Origin of the sequence: Anabaenopsis sp. FSS-46 (genome assembly GCF_029891665.1) — a bacterium.
GTDB lineage: Bacteria > Cyanobacteriota > Cyanobacteriia > Cyanobacteriales > Nostocaceae > Anabaenopsis > Anabaenopsis arnoldii.
The window spans coordinates 18,186-34,299 of sequence record NZ_JANQDG010000007.1 but is presented as its reverse complement, the minus strand read 5'-3'; the positions used below and the strand labels follow the sequence as shown (position 1 = coordinate 34,299).

At 42.1% G+C, this 16,114-nt stretch carries 10 protein-coding genes, 1 tRNA gene and 1 pseudogene; 3 read left to right on the top strand and 9 right to left on the bottom strand.

Annotated elements, in window-relative coordinates:
* From NWP21_RS00765 to NWP21_RS00750, 4 genes and pseudogenes are all read right to left on the bottom strand, one after another.
* Positions 1-352, bottom strand: a pseudogene (locus NWP21_RS00765) (transposase); the annotation flags it as partial.
* Between the two features lie 148 nt (positions 353-500).
* A complete protein-coding gene (locus NWP21_RS00760) occupies positions 501-806 on the bottom strand; it encodes a type I restriction-modification system subunit M N-terminal domain-containing protein (RefSeq protein ID WP_280791242.1) in 306 nt (101 codons plus the stop codon).
* Positions 807-908: 102 nt separating this feature from the next.
* A complete protein-coding gene (locus tag NWP21_RS00755) occupies positions 909-1,334 on the bottom strand; it encodes a MerR family transcriptional regulator (protein ID WP_280791241.1) in 426 nt (141 codons plus the stop codon).
* A gap of 196 nt (positions 1,335-1,530) precedes the next feature.
* A tRNA-Gly gene (locus NWP21_RS00750) sits at positions 1,531-1,602 on the bottom strand.
* An 80-nt stretch (positions 1,603-1,682) separates the two neighbouring features.
* On the opposite strand from NWP21_RS00750, the gene NWP21_RS00745 reads away from it, so the two are divergent.
* Positions 1,683-2,825: an ABC transporter permease gene (locus NWP21_RS00745; protein WP_280791243.1), complete on the top strand. Its 1,143-nt coding sequence runs from the start codon at positions 1,683-1,685 to the stop codon at positions 2,823-2,825.
* A 57-nt stretch (positions 2,826-2,882) separates the two neighbouring features.
* Here NWP21_RS00745 and chlP read toward each other — a convergent pair whose 3' ends face one another.
* Positions 2,883-4,103, bottom strand: coding sequence for a geranylgeranyl reductase (chlP, locus tag NWP21_RS00740; protein WP_271733668.1), 1,221 nt, complete (start codon positions 4,101-4,103; stop codon positions 2,883-2,885).
* Positions 4,104-4,351: 248 nt separating this feature from the next.
* On the opposite strand from chlP, the gene NWP21_RS00735 reads away from it, so the two are divergent.
* Both NWP21_RS00735 and hetI read left to right on the top strand, forming a co-directional pair.
* Complete coding sequence (locus NWP21_RS00735) at positions 4,352-5,368, top strand: sulfate/molybdate ABC transporter ATP-binding protein (RefSeq protein ID WP_280791240.1); 1,017 nt, start codon at positions 4,352-4,354, stop codon at positions 5,366-5,368.
* Between the two features lie 187 nt (positions 5,369-5,555).
* A complete protein-coding gene (hetI, locus tag NWP21_RS00730) occupies positions 5,556-6,272 on the top strand; it encodes a 4'-phosphopantetheinyl transferase HetI (protein ID WP_280791239.1) in 717 nt (238 codons plus the stop codon).
* Positions 6,273-6,314: 42 nt separating this feature from the next.
* Here hetI and NWP21_RS00725 read toward each other — a convergent pair whose 3' ends face one another.
* The 4 genes from NWP21_RS00725 to NWP21_RS00710 form a co-directional block, all read right to left on the bottom strand.
* Positions 6,315-7,823: a thioester reductase domain-containing protein gene (locus NWP21_RS00725; protein WP_280791238.1), complete on the bottom strand. Its 1,509-nt coding sequence runs from the start codon at positions 7,821-7,823 to the stop codon at positions 6,315-6,317.
* A gap of 4 nt (positions 7,824-7,827) precedes the next feature.
* Positions 7,828-9,525 (bottom strand): PfaD family polyunsaturated fatty acid/polyketide biosynthesis protein, encoded by a 1,698-nt coding sequence (locus NWP21_RS00720; RefSeq protein ID WP_280791237.1) that lies wholly within the window; start codon positions 9,523-9,525, stop codon positions 7,828-7,830.
* A gap of 104 nt (positions 9,526-9,629) precedes the next feature.
* Positions 9,630-14,321, bottom strand: coding sequence for a PfaB family protein (locus NWP21_RS00715; protein WP_280791236.1), 4,692 nt, complete (start codon positions 14,319-14,321; stop codon positions 9,630-9,632).
* A gap of 67 nt (positions 14,322-14,388) precedes the next feature.
* A complete protein-coding gene (locus tag NWP21_RS00710) occupies positions 14,389-16,095 on the bottom strand; it encodes an SDR family NAD(P)-dependent oxidoreductase (RefSeq protein WP_280791235.1) in 1,707 nt (568 codons plus the stop codon).
* Positions 16,096-16,114: the final 19 nt, after the last annotated feature.

Below are 16,114 nucleotides of genomic sequence, written 5' to 3'. Positions count from 1 at the left end.
CTACTACCCAAAATCTTTTAAATTGAGGATTCACATATACACAACTAACCACACCAATTCCTTTGACTACACCATGTTCATTCCCACTATATTGTCTCCTCACCATCTCTATTTCTTGAGAATATCTTTTGTCTAAAACGCTATCATCAAATATTATGTAACCATTGGCATCTTCCTCAATTATGTCTTTCACATTTTCCCATAGTAACCTAGGTGTTAGCTTTTCTCTCTTCAAATAATAATTAATTGCATCATGGCTAATCTGCTCTAAATGCTCTGCTAAATTGGTAATCGTGTAATTTATTTGACTGCTTAATAAGTATTGGCAGTAATTAAGCTTTGTAAATCTCATGCTCATCACCAACATTATCTCTTACACCCTCTACCTATTTTCTCATGAATCGCTATCTGAATCTGGTTTTATTCATACTTTTCTACTATCAACTGCACTAGGCATCCCCCCGTGCCATTGACATCACTTATATAATACCAATGTGCTTTCATTTAGCGATTGCTACACACAGATGCAAGCTCTGCGTAGCGATCGCCTGTGCCAGTTGCGTAAGTCCTACATTATAATAAATAGGTGATTCAGCACGTTGTTTTGCTTCCGCTTCCGTTCTGCCTTTTGCTTTATTCGCTTCAATAATTTGCTCATACTGCTCCTCAAAGACATCAGAACAGCGTTTTAAAAAGAGCATTCCAAAGATATATTCTTTATATTCAGAAGCATCCATCTTGCCACGCAGGATGTCAGCAGCAGCAAATAGGTGACGTTCTAACTGACGTAGAGTAATTTTTCTCATAAAGGTAGTAGCCTGGATACCGATAAAAATAAAAATAAACAGAACTCTTGTGCAATTAACAGATTAGCGTATATGTAATGCTTATTGTCGCTGGACATGACTCTATTTAGGTAACCTATTTGCTAACTGCTGATAAATTATATCTAACCACAAGGGAATCACAGCTTTACCTTGATCCAGGGATGCGATCGCCCTCTTCCGATCAAATTCTACCAAACAAAGGGAATCATCCTGTGATAACAACAACATAAACCGCTTACCCTGACCTGAAATAAACAAGTCCGGTGCTTGTTCCTTCAATTGTTTGAGAACTTGACAGGCCACATCAAAACTAATACCCGTAGACAGCCAATATACCATAGCTGCCAACTCCACTAAATTCGACCTTGAATAATAAATACTGCGACCCGTACCCGTACCACTAATTACAGGTACAACAATCCCCCTCTCTCGCCAATACTGAATTTGGCGAAGGGTACAACCCGTCAATTGAGTCGCGTCTTTACTTGTGAAAAAAGTTTCTTGCATAAAACACCATTTTACAGAAAACAATAACATAAGCATGGTATTATAGAACAAATATGTTTAAAAGGCATGAGCCTTACTATTCAGTGTCGTTTAGTAGCCAGTGAAACTACCCGTCAGCAGCTATGGCAATTGATGGCAGAGAAAAACACGCCACTGATTAACGAATTACTGATACAGGTTGCTCAACAATTACAAAAGCGGGTGATGGGACTCGAACCCACGACGTTCACCTTGGGAAGGTGACATTCTACCACTGAATTACACCCGCAGTGAAGACAGATGGAGTAGAAAAATAAGATATTAGTAATTGTACCATAATAATTACCGTTTATGGAAGAGGCAGAAATTATGAATTGGTGGCAAAAACTGCGGAAAAACCCTTTGGCGCGATTTGGGGCAATTGTGCTGTTAATTTTCTACATAATGGTAATTGCTGCTGATTTTGTCGCTCCTTATAATCCTCTGGCTTCACAGCCTAATGGTTCCCTGTTACCACCAACTCGGGTTTATTGGTTTTCTCAGTCAGAACGGGGAAAATTTATCGGACCCCATGTATATCCTACTGTTCAGGGCGATACTGATTTAGAAACGGGCGATCGCCAAATCATAGTAGACTTTACCCAACCAACACCCATCAGGTTATTTGTCCGTGGTGCGGAATACCAACTATTACAGTTAACTTTACCCCTTCCTCCCAAGTGGGAAGAGGTGACTATTTTACCCGGTATTCCTTTAGACTGGCATTTATTTGGGACTATAAGTGATAAGGATGGCGTAGCTAGTCCCACAGCCTTAAATATTTTAGGTACTGACGACCAAGGACGCGACCAATTCAGCCGGTTAGTATATGGTGGTCGGATTAGTTTATTTATTGGGATTATTGGGGTATTGATTAGTTTTCCCCTAGCTCTAATCATTGGGGGTATTTCTGGCTACTTTGGTGGTTGGATTGATAGCGTAATTATGCGGTTAGCAGAAGTGCTAATGACTTTCCCAGGGATTTATCTGTTAGTGACCTTGGGTGCAGTTTTACCACCTGGTTTAACCAGTACCCAGCGCTTTATCTTGATTGTAGTGATTATGTCGGTGATTAGTTGGGCGGGGTTAGCGCGGGTAATTCGGGGACAGGTACTATCAATTAAGGAGCGAGAATTTGTACAAGCAGCAGTAGCAATGGGTGGTAAACCAATTTACATTATTATCCGCCATATTTTACCACAAACTGCTACCTATGTAATTATTTCTGCCACATTGGCGGTTCCGGGTTTTATTGGTGCGGAAGCGGTATTAAGTCTGATTGGTTTAGGAATCCAACAGCCTGATCCTTCTTGGGGGAATATGCTATCTTTGGCTAGTAATGCTTCTATTGTGGTGTTGCAACCTTGGTTAATTTGGCCGCCAGCTGCTTTAATTATTCTAACTGTGCTGTCTTTTAATTTACTTGGTGATGGGTTGAGGGATGCTCTGGATCCCCGCAGTCTGCGAAGATAGAGGAGAAAAAAACTTTCTTCCCCTCTATATATATCCTTTAATGTCCCGGTGCTGTGCTTAGGGAGCCAAGGCGTTACCGCGAATCAAACTACCAATAGTTTTAGCAGTAATTTTCAGTTGGGTAATGGGGTTAGCGGGAACCACGGTTTTATACAGATAGCTGTCAAATGTCAGCTTCTGCACATCCAGGTCATCGCACATTTCTACAAAGGCTTCTCGGGTAGCGTCGGAACGATAGAAGACAGTTTGGAGAATGTCTAATACTTTGTAGGTGAGTCCATATTTTTTATCCCAGCGCTTCAAGTAAACCTTGAGGTCTTTTTCTGTGGGAATGGTTGCACCATTGTTAGACATTTCCACAATGGTTTCTGCACACATCCGCCCAGACTTAGCTGCAAAGTAAATACCTTCGCCGGAGGACTTGGTAACGTAACCAGCTGCATCGCCTACTAACGCAATGCGACCGACAACGCGACGGGGGCGGGGATGTTCGGGGATGGGGTGAGCTTCTACTTTGATAATTTTGCCGCCCGCTAGCTTTTTGGCTGCACGGGTGCGGATACCAGCTTGTAACTGTTTGATAGTGGCTTTGTTGACTTGCATTGTGCCAGTACCAACAGCTACGTGGTCATATTTGGGGAATACCCAGGCGTAGAAGTCGGTGGAAACGTCGTCACCGACGTACATTTCCGCTAGGTCGTTGTAGTACTCCATTTGCTCTTGGGGGAGGCGAATCCGCTCTTGAAAGGCGATCGCATAGTTATAATCTCCCGCATCCATTTCTTTGGCAATACGAGAATTAGCCCCATCCGCCCCTATAATTAAATCTACTTTTAGGGTTTTTGTAGTCCCTTGTAAACCGCCTTCGCTGTGGTCTACATAGTGGATTTTATAAGGGTCGGTATTATTTGTGGGTATATCAACTTTATGAACTGTGGCATTAATTAAATTTGCGCCTAGTTTTGCCGCCCGATTGCGCAGGAAACCATCTAGGACTTCCCGGCGGCACATTCCTATATATTCTTCTTCTTTTACTATATTGATATTAACCTCACGATTGGAAGGTGAAATCATTTTCATCTTCCGCACACGGCGATCAATAATCTCTGGTGGGAGGTCAAACTCAGCCACCATACACAGGGGAATTGCACCGCCGCAGGGCTTCGCATTATCTAGTTTTCGCTCAAATAGGTAAGTTTCAATCCCCGCTTTTGCTAGCGTTTCCGCCGCAGATGAACCAGCAGGGCCTGACCCAACAACAGCAACCCGTAGTGTCAAAGGTCTTCTCCCAATAGTTGATAAAAACGTTTAACTAGAGCATCCTATCACGGAGTTTTGTCTAGTTTCCCGCTCTACCTTCAGGTTTTGAAGGAAATGCAATATTCCTTAATGTTTCGATACAAAAACCAGGATTAGACACCACCAGAATCACATTTATTGCTCCTGGGTCAGCTTATCTGTGGTATATGTAAAACACGGTAATCCTAGCAAGAAGCCGTAGATTGCATTCAAGAGGTACAGCAACAGTGGGTATAGTAGTTGAGAACGTATCTAAAAATTTTGGGAACTTTCAAGCGGTAAATCAAGTCGATCTGGAAATTAACAGCGGTTCACTGGTGGCTTTATTGGGTCCATCAGGTTCTGGTAAATCCACTTTGCTGCGGTTAATTGCAGGGTTGGAAACACCAGATAGCGGTAAAATTTTACTGACTGGTAAAGATGCTACATATCAAAGTGTCCAAGAGCGCAATATTGGATTTGTGTTTCAGCACTATGCCCTATTTAAACATTTGAATGTGCGTCAGAATATTGCCTTTGGTTTAGAAATTCGCAAAGCACCGGCCAAGAAGATTAAGAACCGGGTAGATCAGTTACTAGATTTAGTGCAACTAAGTGGATTAGGCGATCGCTATCCATCACAGTTGTCCGGTGGTCAGAGACAAAGGGTAGCATTAGCCAGGGCTTTAGCTGTAGAACCTAAAGTATTATTACTAGATGAACCATTTGGCGCACTTGATGCTAAAGTGCGTAAAGATTTGCGGGCATGGTTACGCCGTCTCCATGATGAAGTTCATGTGACCACTGTTTTCGTCACCCATGACCAGGAAGAGGCTATGGAAGTTTCTGACGAGGTGGTGGTGATGAATAAAGGGCGTGTAGAACAGGTGGGAACACCAGCAGAAATTTATGACAATCCGGCGACGGCTTTTGTCATGAGCTTTATTGGCCCTGTGAATGTTTTATCTAACACCTCAAATATTTTCCAGAGCACCGGCTTTGATTCAGCACATAGTCAAGTATTTTTACGACCCCAGGATGTGGCGATTTCCAGAGAGCCTCATGGTAATACTGCACCAGCTACAGTGACTAGGTTAATACATTTGGGTTGGGAAATTCAGATAGAATTAACTTTAGATGATGGCCAGGTGGTAGCGGCGCATTTAACACGCGATCGCTTTAATGAGTTACAGTTAGAACCACAAGAACGCGTATATGTCAAGCCAAAAGATGCAAGGTCTTTTCCCCTACACTATTCGATTTAGCCATAGGCTAAGGAATTAACCCACAATAGCGGTTTGAATAAAAAAACCCCCGATCAGCTATAAAATAGCTGATCAAAGGGTTCAATTTTAGTACTTTGCACATGAAATGTATCCCACATGAATACTGTATCTGTCCTTTTTTAATTATGTGTGCCAAAATGCCAGGTTAATGTCAATCATGTAATCCATGGCGGTTTTTAATCATTTGTGGCTACCTGTACCAAAAAACTTGACTTTATTACCAAATGATGTTCATGTTTGGCGGTTTCACCTGGATATCCCAGAAGCACAGCGGGAAAATCTATTAGCAACCCTCTCGGGTGATGAAGTTGCTCGTGCTAATCGATTTCATTTTCACCGAACTGGAGAACATTTTATCGCTGGTCGGGGTATTCTGCGGCGGATATTGGGTAGGTACTTAGGGATTGAACCGCAACAGGTGCGATTTGATTATCAAGAGCGTGGTAAACCAGTTTTAGCAGATACTTTAGGTAAAAGTGGACTATGGTTTAACTTGTCTCACTCTCAGGGTTTAGCTCTGTGTGCGGTGAATTATGATCGTCAAATTGGTGTAGACTTAGAATATACCCGCCGCAGCTGTGATGTAGAGAGCTTGGCGAAAAGGTTCTTTTTACCCAGAGAATATGCTTTGATGCGATCGCTATCTCCTGAACAACAGCAAGAAACATTTTTCCGTTACTGGACTTGTAAAGAAGCCTACCTAAAAGCAACAGGAGAAGGACTAGGTAAATTAGAACAAGCGGAAATTAGCTTAACTCCCACAGAACCGGCCCGGTTACATAAATCTCAGTGGAGTCTGTTGGAGTTAAACCCTGAGCAATATTACTTAGCTGCTGTGGTGGTGGCGGGCAATATTGATAACTTGCATTGTTGGCAATACTGATACAAGTTTAGTCCGGGGAGGGGACTAAACCTGATCAACCCACTAAGCAAGAGTTAAAAAGCCAGTTTGAACTAAGTAAGAAGTGTAAGTCATCAACAATTGAGAATCAATTGGGGGACAAGTAATAGAACCACCTGACAAAGCCTGCAAAGTAGCTTGACAACTAATAATTGGTCTTCTGGATTGCAGATATAAATCAGGGATAGTCAACTGTTCATCAGACCAGCGTTCTAGTAAAAAAGGACGCAGGGTATATAAAGGGTTATCTGTAGAACAGACATCATTAATTAACTTTGATTGCCACTCTTCATAGGGAATCATCTCTATGGGATAACCAAAAGATTTAACCCATTCTACCAAATCTTTTAAAGAAATAGGTTGGGGATGTTGCAAATGGAAAGCCTTACCAACAGATTCTGGCTGTCTTGATAGGTAAACAATAGCCTTACTGACATAATCAACAGGGGACATATCTAACATATAGTCTACATCAGGGAAAGTCCCCATTTGTAAACAGCCCTTAGTCATCAAATTGATAAAATCATGGGTATTACAAATACCTGTTTTGCTATCCCCTGCAATTAATGGCGGTCTGTGAATAGTCACAGGTAAACCGCGGTCACGGGCGACCTTAACCAACTTTTCCGCCACCCATTTAGTCTGAGAATAACCTAAATAAATACCTTCCCAATGGTCAAACTCATCTTGTTCTTCCACCAAATGACCAGCATAAGCAGAGGATTCAAACACCGCCACACTAGAAACATAATGTACAGGCTTAACTTTAGCGTGACAAGCTAACCGCAAAACCTCTTGAGTACCTAAAACATTAGCTGTTTTGAGCGCCGAATAAGGATAAACATAATTAAGCAAAGCCGCACTATGATAAATAGTATCAATATTGCTAGCTAAAATTTGGAATTGTTCAGGATTAATCCCCAAAAGTGGTTTAGCCAAATCACCCACAACAGCAATCAGTCGAGAATTAAACTTTTCATCCCAAATTGCATACTGCTGTAAATTCTTTTGCAGTTTAGTTTTAGCTTCCAACCCATTAGCAGCACGGACTAAACAATATATATCCGCATCAGTTTCTTGGAGTAGTTCCCGGATAATAAAAGCGCCTAAAAAACCAGTTCCCCCAGTTAAAAATATATGCTTAGGTATGGCTACATCCACACTCACAGCGTTAGCAGGATCAATAGTGGGGTCAAGGACAACTTCAGCCGCTAAGTTGAGAACCATAGGGTTAAGTTGAGGATCTGGAGAGGTATCTAAACCTAATGGAGATTCTAGGCGATCGCTCTCGGCTAAACGTTGGGAAAGAGACTCAATATTAGGATAGTGCCATAAAAGAACTGGGGATGGTTGAAAGCCCAACATTTTTTCTAACTGACTGACCAGAGTCATGGCCTGTGCGGAATCTAAACCATAGTTTTCTAAATTCTCCCTGATATCTATCTCATCAGTTTCCACCCCGATCAACTCAGCCAAATGAGTAACTAACCATGCTTGAATATCCGCCGCACTATAAGATGGTTGTAGAGTCATTTTTTTAAATCTCCAATAATTGAGAAGAATCTGGACAATACTGACTGTAGACTTGAGGAATTTCCATTCCTTGGATTTTTAAGCTTTGAATACGATATAAAAAAGCTGCTCCCTTCATGATGTGATCAGCCACATCAACCACCCGACGATTATGGGGTTCAGCTAAATAAGAACCGCGCACCCAGTCATTAAAACTACCCATAGCTGGGCCACACCAAATCTGATAATCCACCTCTCGACCCTTTTCACCGGAAGTAGACCAGCGGGAAGATAATCCTAAATAAGAGCGAAAAATTAGCGCCATTTTCAGCTTAGGATTATTAACAGCCTTCCCTAATTTTGCCGGGTTTTTCTGGGATAAATAAGTAGCTGTTGCTTCCCAGACTTCAGCCAGGGTTTTGCGGAAAATCTGCTTTTCTAATTTTTCTCTTTCTGCTGGGGGAATCTCTTCAATTGAGTTGTAGGTACGGTACAATTCATACAACTTTTGCGCTCGCATGGGAAACATAGTTCCCCGTTTGAGGACTTGTAATTTTACCCCCATTTCAAACATATCAGCAGCGGGAGCCATGGTCATATCCGCCATTTCAGCTTGAGCCAATAATTTTTTAGTATGGTCACAAGCGCCAGACTCGACACAGGATTGATTAATAGAACCAGTCATCACATAAGCAGCACCCATCATAAAAGCTGCTAAAGCTGATTGGGGTGTAGCAATTCCCCCGGCCACGCCAATTCTAACTGGTTGCTGGTAATGAAATTGTTCTTGAATTTCATTCCGCAAAGCAATAATAGAAGGTAATAAACACACCAATGGGCGATTATCTGTATGTCCGCCAGAATCAGCTTCGACGGTAATATCATCAGCCATGGGTACTTGATCTGCAAGTTTGGCTTGTAAATCAGTAATTAATCCTTGTGCGAGTAGTTCTTGAAGGATTTTGGGGGGTGCTGGTTGGAGAAATTTCGTAGCTACTTCTCGACGGGAAACTTTAGCAATGACCTTGTTTTTAATTTCAATTTGATTGGCATCATTTAAACTCAGCCCGGCAACCCGGTAATATACTATATTCGGGGTTAAATCTAAAAATGCCGAGGCTTCTACAGTTCTTACCTCATATTTGAGGTATAATTTCACAGCCTGGCGTTCCATAGCCAAATCATTGGGGCTGTGAATTAAATTGAAAGCATAAGGACCATAGGGTAAAGCGGCTTGAATAGTTTTAATAGCTGATTCTAGGCGTTCTGGGGGTAAACCACCAGCACCAAAAGAACTCAAGATTTTAGCTTGACCCAGAGCAATCACCATTTCTTCAGAAGCTATTCCCCCCGCCATTGCACCGGTGACATAGGCATATTTTACCCCATGAAATGCTAGGAAATTGGGGTCTCCTAGTTGTTGCAGAGTGATGGGGGGGATGAAAGTGATCAGTTGTGTTGTAGCTGTAGTGTTAATCGGCACTCGTAAGATTGACGATGTATTTTCCACAGAGGATAAATACCCCTCATGTGTAACACCAATTTTTCCCCCAACTTTGACAAAGTAACAGGGTTTATTTAATGTGAGTAGTTTATCTTTGATAGCTGAATTATCAAAAGATAAAGTATCTAAAGAACCTTTCCAGATCAGGTTTTGAAATTGGCAATGAGGGGCTTGCAGACTATTATTGTATTGATTTGGTAGCGTATCTACGGGGGTCACTGTAGTTATACCTCTTGTCAATGATGGTTTATTAAGTGTGAATGGGGAGGTTTTAGTAACCCCATGGATGTAGTGATCTGGTGTGTGCCACCTCCCCAAATTACTTATCTATCTGCATTCAATAAATTTTCAGCACAGGCTAACTGCAATTTAATGATCTCGCTCATCTGTTGACTAAAATCTTGTCTGGCTTGGAGGAAAGCAGAGTGATTTTTTGTGATGCGGTTGTTGTTTGCACTCAGTTCTTTATACTGAGTCATGTTTAGTTCCATGATTCTAATTGTGTGCTCAAGGTGGTTTTGGGCTGGAGATGACACAATTGGTTGTAGAGTTTGTTCTTCCCAGGAACCGACTGACTCAGAAGATTGTAGTGTTTCTAGAGCCTCAAAACCGTGTTCCATGATATTTTTTGTGGGCTGTTCTGCGGGTATGGGCAGATCCTGGCGATCGCTGTGATCTGATTCGGTAGATAATGGTATGTTTTGGTGCAGTTTTTCAACCCGATAATTGTGCGGGATATCTGAGAATAATTGGCGGTTTTCTGGACTCAATATAGTGTTGGTAATTGATTTACCGCCCAGGGTAACCTTGTGGAGAGTTAAGTTATTTTGTTTAGTGGTTGCTGTGGTGAGATTGTACAGAGGTGATAAATCTAAATTAACCCGATGACTGAGCAGTTTTGCCAAGGCTTTGACTATAGAGCTGTGGTCATCCATACCTCGGCGATTCAGGGATATGGTGATGTGTTCTTTGTTTTCTAAGATTTTACCAATCCATCGGGAACAAACACCACCAGCGCCAGCCTCCACAAATATTTTCGCCCCATCATCGTAGACACGGTTAACTAATTGGGGAAAGTCAAGTTGTTGACATAGTGCGGTGGCGATGCTACCGGCTATGACGGCGCTATCAAGTGCGATGGGTTGATACTTAGCTGCTGAGTAAAAAGTTATGCCTGGTAGGTCTTGGGTAGGTAAAGTATTAACCTTGGCTATCTCTTCGTACTCTGAACCCATGGCTTTGCAATGAATTACATGATCGAAGGGTGCGGCGAAGGAGTTACAACCAAGGGATTTAATCACCCTCTGACAGGCTGTTTTTTCACCAGCGATTAACACTTCTTCCGGTGTGTTGATTTGAGTTAAATAAACCCGCGGCTCATGTTTTAGGCATTCTTCCACTTGAGAGGGTGTAGCCATAAGTACATAAGTAGCCCAGAAGTTATCATCTTGTAATTCTGTCGTATCCGTCAACCCCCAATACTGACGCACAGCATTTTTAGGGCCAGATAATTTATCGCCAAACAAAGGGGATGAGTTCAAGGTATTACTACCGCCCTCAAAATCACTCCAAACCCCTTGGGCCACCATCATGCTGGTTTCACCCAAGCTATAGCCAAAGACGCATTGGGGTTTGACTTGAAAATCATCCCGGAAAATCGCACTCATGTATCTGGCGAAGGCGATTTCACTTTCAAACATCGCCAGGGAATCATCTAACAGTTGCTTTTCTAGGCTTTCTAGTTGTCTGGTGGAGAGTTTAGGGAAGCTGCGGGGATAAACTAATTTTTCCACATCAGCAGCACGGTTATAGAGATTATTACTCTTGAGGTCTTCAAATACCTTGGGGAATAAACGGAAGACTGTCCGACCGATACCAATGTAGGAATTAACAGCAGCGGGATAAACGTAAGCCACACTAGCGGTTTTACCCAAGGGTTTGGCTGTAAAATAACTACCGTTAGGACTTTGCCAATCTGTACCTTTTTCAAAGGCTGTGTTTACACCTTTACGAGCCGCATCAATTTGTTTAAGTAGTTCTTTTTTATTACGTCCGGTAATTGCTAGAGCATATTTAGCTTCTGAACTTTCTTTAAAAGTTGTGAAAGTCTGACTCGCAGTAGTGGATAAACAAGAACTATCTTCAATACTTTGTTGCAGGCTATTTAAAACCTCTTCTAAGTTACCTTGATCCCGCACTGCTAAGGGTAACAGGTAAAAAGGCATTTGCTGTAAATACCGACTGTCGCGCTGTTGTTGGTTTGGGTCTTCTGACAAGATGACATGAGCGTAAGTGTCATCTATATTTATGTTATTGATGGCGGCTATGCGGCGGGTGGCTCCTTTATCGACAAACCAAGGTCTGGACTCTGTAGCCACATAAAAAGGACTACCCTCCCATTGTTCTGGTGTCTTAACACTAGACCATTGAGGAGTAGCAGGAATGTATCTGTAATAAAGACAGAGTGCAGTTTTGATTAAACTAGCAATTCCTGATGCGGTATAGGTATGACCTATATTCGCCTTTACACTACCAATGGCACATTGTAAACCATTACCACTTTGGGGATAAGCTTGTAATAAACCGTTAATTTCCGCTTCGTCTTGTTGAAGAATACCACTACCATTCACCTCAACATAATTAACCTGTTGAGGTTGAATTTCTGCGGTCTGAAAAGCTTGTTGACAAGCATCATTTAAGCTAGATGCAAAACTTACCGCCTCGAGTACAGCATAAATCCGTTGGTTATCTTGTTGAGCAGTGTCATGACGCTTGAGGACAACTGCACCAGCACCCTCACCGACCATCCAACCATTAACATTCTCATCAAAACTTAAAGTATTGATCCCTTGATTTACCTGAGCCAATTGACTCCGCAATAAGACATTTTCTACACCACCAGCCAAATCTATCGCACCCAAAACCACAGCCTCCACCTCCCCAGCCGTCAACAGCATTTGTGCCACTTCCAAGGCTTTAAGAGCAGAGTTTTCACCCGCGGTCATGGTGAAGGCGGGGCCGGTAAAGTTCCACAAAGCAGAAATGCGACTAGCCATAATATTGGCAATGTGACTGACATACTCCCCAGTTTCAACGGGATGGTGGAGACTGTCTTTAATAACCCCTTCTAGTTGGGCGAGGTGTTCATCAGATAAGCAAATATTATCCTCTAATAAACCCTCTTTCAACTGCCAGGATAAATCCCATCTTTGCCGTAATTGATGTACAGAAAGTTCGGTTTCTGCAGCCACAATTACTGCAACATTTCCCCCTGGTTTGAGTCCCGCATCTTTAACGGCGCGGTCGGCAACTTTTAACAGTAACAGTTGTTGGGGATTGAGTTTTTCAACTTCCTTGGGGGGGATTTTATAAGCTAAAGTGTCAATATCAAAACCTTGGATGTATGCCCCTACAGGTGCTTTACCATCTGTTAAACCATATTTTTGCAGTAAGCTGGTTTGCTCCTCTATACCTTGCCATCTAGAAGGGGGTAAGGGGATAAAATGCTGGGTTCCTTGATAAATACTGCGTTCAAAGGCATCTAATCCGTTACATCCACCGAAAAAGGCATCCATACCCACAATGGCAATTTTAGCCGGTGGTGTCGGTGTTGTATGGTCTGCTGGTGAGGGTGTAGTACCCTGTTCAATAATTAAATGGGAGTTTGTCCCCCCAAAGCCAAAGGCGCTGATTGCGGCTCGTTTAATTGATGGATGGTGGTCGGTGAGCGAAGTCGAACCGTTGTGAGGCCAAGGCGTTGCTTTTCTGACAATTTTATCACTGGAAATAACATGATTGTCTGAGGTTAAAGGTGTATCAATATTAATGGTAGGTGGGATGACTCCCTCAGACATACTCAAAATTACCTTGGTCAAGCCCACCATACCCGCAGCGGTTAATAAATGTCCCGTATTGGCTTTAGCGGAACCCACCAGGGGGGAGGCTTGATGTTGGCCAAAAAAGGTATCTATGGAATTGAGTTCAGTTGTATCACCTAATAATGTGCCTGTAGCATGACATTCTAAGTAATCGATGCTTTGGGGGCTGATTTGTTGCTCACTATAAGCTCGTTGAAAAGCCAGGACTTGTCCTTTAGTGTTGGGGCTGAGTAAATGTTTACCTTTACCATCGTTGGAGAGTCCATTACCGCAAATTGTGGCCAGGATATTGTCACCATCTCTGACAGCATCGGCGTATCTTTTGAGTACTACCATACCCACACCATCACCGGGAATCAAACCTCTGGATGTCTTATCTAGGGGGCGACTGGTACCATCTTCTGCAAAGCCTTGGACTCCAGAAAAGAGCATCCGCACAAATAGGGAATCTGCACAACTAATGGCTCCCGCTAACATCATGTCAGCTTTATGGGATGATAGATAATGAGAGGCTAGTTTGATGGCATAAAAGGATGAGGAACAAGCAGCATCTAGACATAAATTAATTCTAGATAGTGATAAGGCTTGAGCAACTATGGATGCTGGTAAGCCGGAAATCATCCCGTTGTAAACAGATGCTTTGATTGCTGTTGGTAAGGGGGCTAAATGAATATTTTCATCTTGCAAAAGTTCTTTAAGCCCAGGTGCGATCGCTTGCTGATAAATAGGGGAAAATAATTGATGGGAAAGTTTGGTGGGGAAGGACAGATTACCAAGAATTACGCCACACTCAGCGAGTAGCTTTTGATTACCCCAGTACCCACTGTTACTAATGGCTTGTTTAGCAGCGTACAATGACCATTTAAAGGTATCATCTAAACTGGCGATTAATTCTGCGGGTAGGTTGTAACCAGAGGGGTCAAATTCAAAATCCCGGATATATCCACCTTTGAGGGAATAGGTTTTATCTGCTGTCCCTTTAACTGGATGGTAAAAAATGCCGGGATCTACCCCTATTTCGCTGATGGTGGCTGATGATGTAGCATCTTTTTGAGAAACAAGATTTTGCCAAAATTCTTCAGGAGTCTTAGCATCGGGAAATAAACAAGATAATCCGATGATGGCTATTTTTTCCATTGTTATATCCTCAACATCTGCGGGGTATTTAAAACAAAGTAGGATTTACGCACTTACCCAAATGTTGCTAACTTTTCATTAATTTTGTTGACCAAATGATGGCATTAGCCCCCAGCATTTGGGAGTAGATTTTACCATGATTATCGTGGATAATAAAGTCTGCGATCGCACTACTTGCTGTTTTAGATTTTACTTCACAGGAAACATAAAATAGTTGATTATGTGGTGTAGGGGCAAACTGTTCAAACTTCTCTACCTTTCCGGGTAAACACCCCTCTTCATAAAAGTGCTGTGTCCATATCCACAGGGCGTGCATACTCAGGTCAGTTGTATAAGGATTTACCCATTTTACAGGAAATTGACCTTGTTTTTGGGCGCTGATCTCTGTCCACAAACATTCTGTGGTGATTTTTTGTTGAGTAATATTTAAAACTCTTTGCACTTGCTGAAATGAAGGTCCATGAAATAGGGTAGCGCCTCCATGCTGATAAAAATCTTTACCGGTATCGCTAATAATGTCATCTAAATTTAGATTAATAGATTCATAACTAGGAGGCTGGGGAATTTCCCGATGGAGATTAAGTTGAGCGCTAAAATGGTAATGGACTTTTCCCGCGGGGTTTTTACTCCATATTTTGGCTTTAACGACAATTTTTTCGCCGTTGATTTTCTCAACTTCTTCTATTTCTAAAGTGTGTTCTTTAGCTAAAGTGTCATTAAAGGTGATCCCCTTTAAAATCCTGAAATCTGTGTAATTAAATAATCGATAACCCGGATACATTTCCTCACAGGTATTAATTATCCATGTCATTGCACAAGTAGCAGGTAAAACAGGAGTACCAGCAATCACATGGTCATATAAAAAAGGATTAGCTTCCAGTGTCATCTGGCGACGGATACGATGAGTGCGCAGATAAGAATCTAACTCTGTGGTGGGGGGAAGAAGGGGACTACCAATCACAACTTGGGTAGTATCATGATGGGTGGGGTGTAGTTCATTAACTAACATTTGTGTACCTACATCCACCGGGATAATATCAATACCTCGTTCTGTAAAAGCCTTTTTCAGTTCTGGGGACACCATCCCACTATCCCAAGCGCCCCAGTTAATCGCAACTACATGACACTGAGGATAGTTTTGCTTGATTAAATGGGCTGACTTATTGAGGATTTCATTGGCGATCGCATAATCAGATTGTCCGATATTACCGTAAAATCCACTGACAGAGGAGAACAATACTAAATGTTCTAGTTGCTCAGGTTTTACACAGGTGAGGAGATTTTCTAACCCCTGAACCTTAGCATTATAAACCTTCTCAAAATCCTGGTCAGTTTTCTTGGAAATCAATTTATCAGCTAAATTACCAGCTCCGTGAATAATACCAGTAATAGTACCCACAGATTCTAATTTTTGCTGTAAATCTGTGACATTAGTGATATCCACACTAATATACTCTGCTTGAGCGCCCGTTGCTGCTAACCTGGCTAAAGTTTGCTTAATTTCGCGACTAGAAGCAATCTGATTATATATCTTCAAAACACTCCTAGGAGTAGGCTTTTGACCCTGTGCTTGAAGATACTCCATAATACCTTTCTTTAAATCCGCCTCCGACTCACAGTCTTGAGCGAACTCCGGTTCAACATCCACAAGTTCCGAACGACCGAGGAGAATAAACCTACAAGGGTAGTGCTGGGCCATTTGAATCGCACATTGAGCAGTAATACCCTTAGCACCGCCACTAACAACAAAAACCATAGAAGACTGCGTATTCATATTATTGTTATTGATAATT

Excerpts from the sequence above, each read along its gene's own strand:
- NWP21_RS00710 (WP_280791235.1), bottom strand. The coding sequence starts at position 16,095 with ATGAATACGCAGTCTTCTATGGTTTTTGTTGTTAGTGGCGGTGCTAAG.
- NWP21_RS00745 (WP_280791243.1), top strand. The coding sequence starts at position 1,683 with ATGAATTGGTGGCAAAAACTGCGGAAAAACCCTTTGGCGCGATTTGGG.
- NWP21_RS00725 (WP_280791238.1), bottom strand. The coding sequence starts at position 7,823 with ATGACTCTACAACCATCTTATAGTGCGGCGGATATTCAAGCATGGTTA.
- NWP21_RS00715 (WP_280791236.1), bottom strand. The coding sequence starts at position 14,321 with ATGGAAAAAATAGCCATCATCGGATTATCTTGTTTATTTCCCGATGCT.
- NWP21_RS00760 (WP_280791242.1), bottom strand. The coding sequence starts at position 806 with ATGAGAAAAATTACTCTACGTCAGTTAGAACGTCACCTATTTGCTGCT.
- hetI (WP_280791239.1), top strand. The coding sequence starts at position 5,556 with ATGGCGGTTTTTAATCATTTGTGGCTACCTGTACCAAAAAACTTGACT.
- NWP21_RS00755 (WP_280791241.1), bottom strand. The coding sequence starts at position 1,334 with ATGCAAGAAACTTTTTTCACAAGTAAAGACGCGACTCAATTGACGGGT.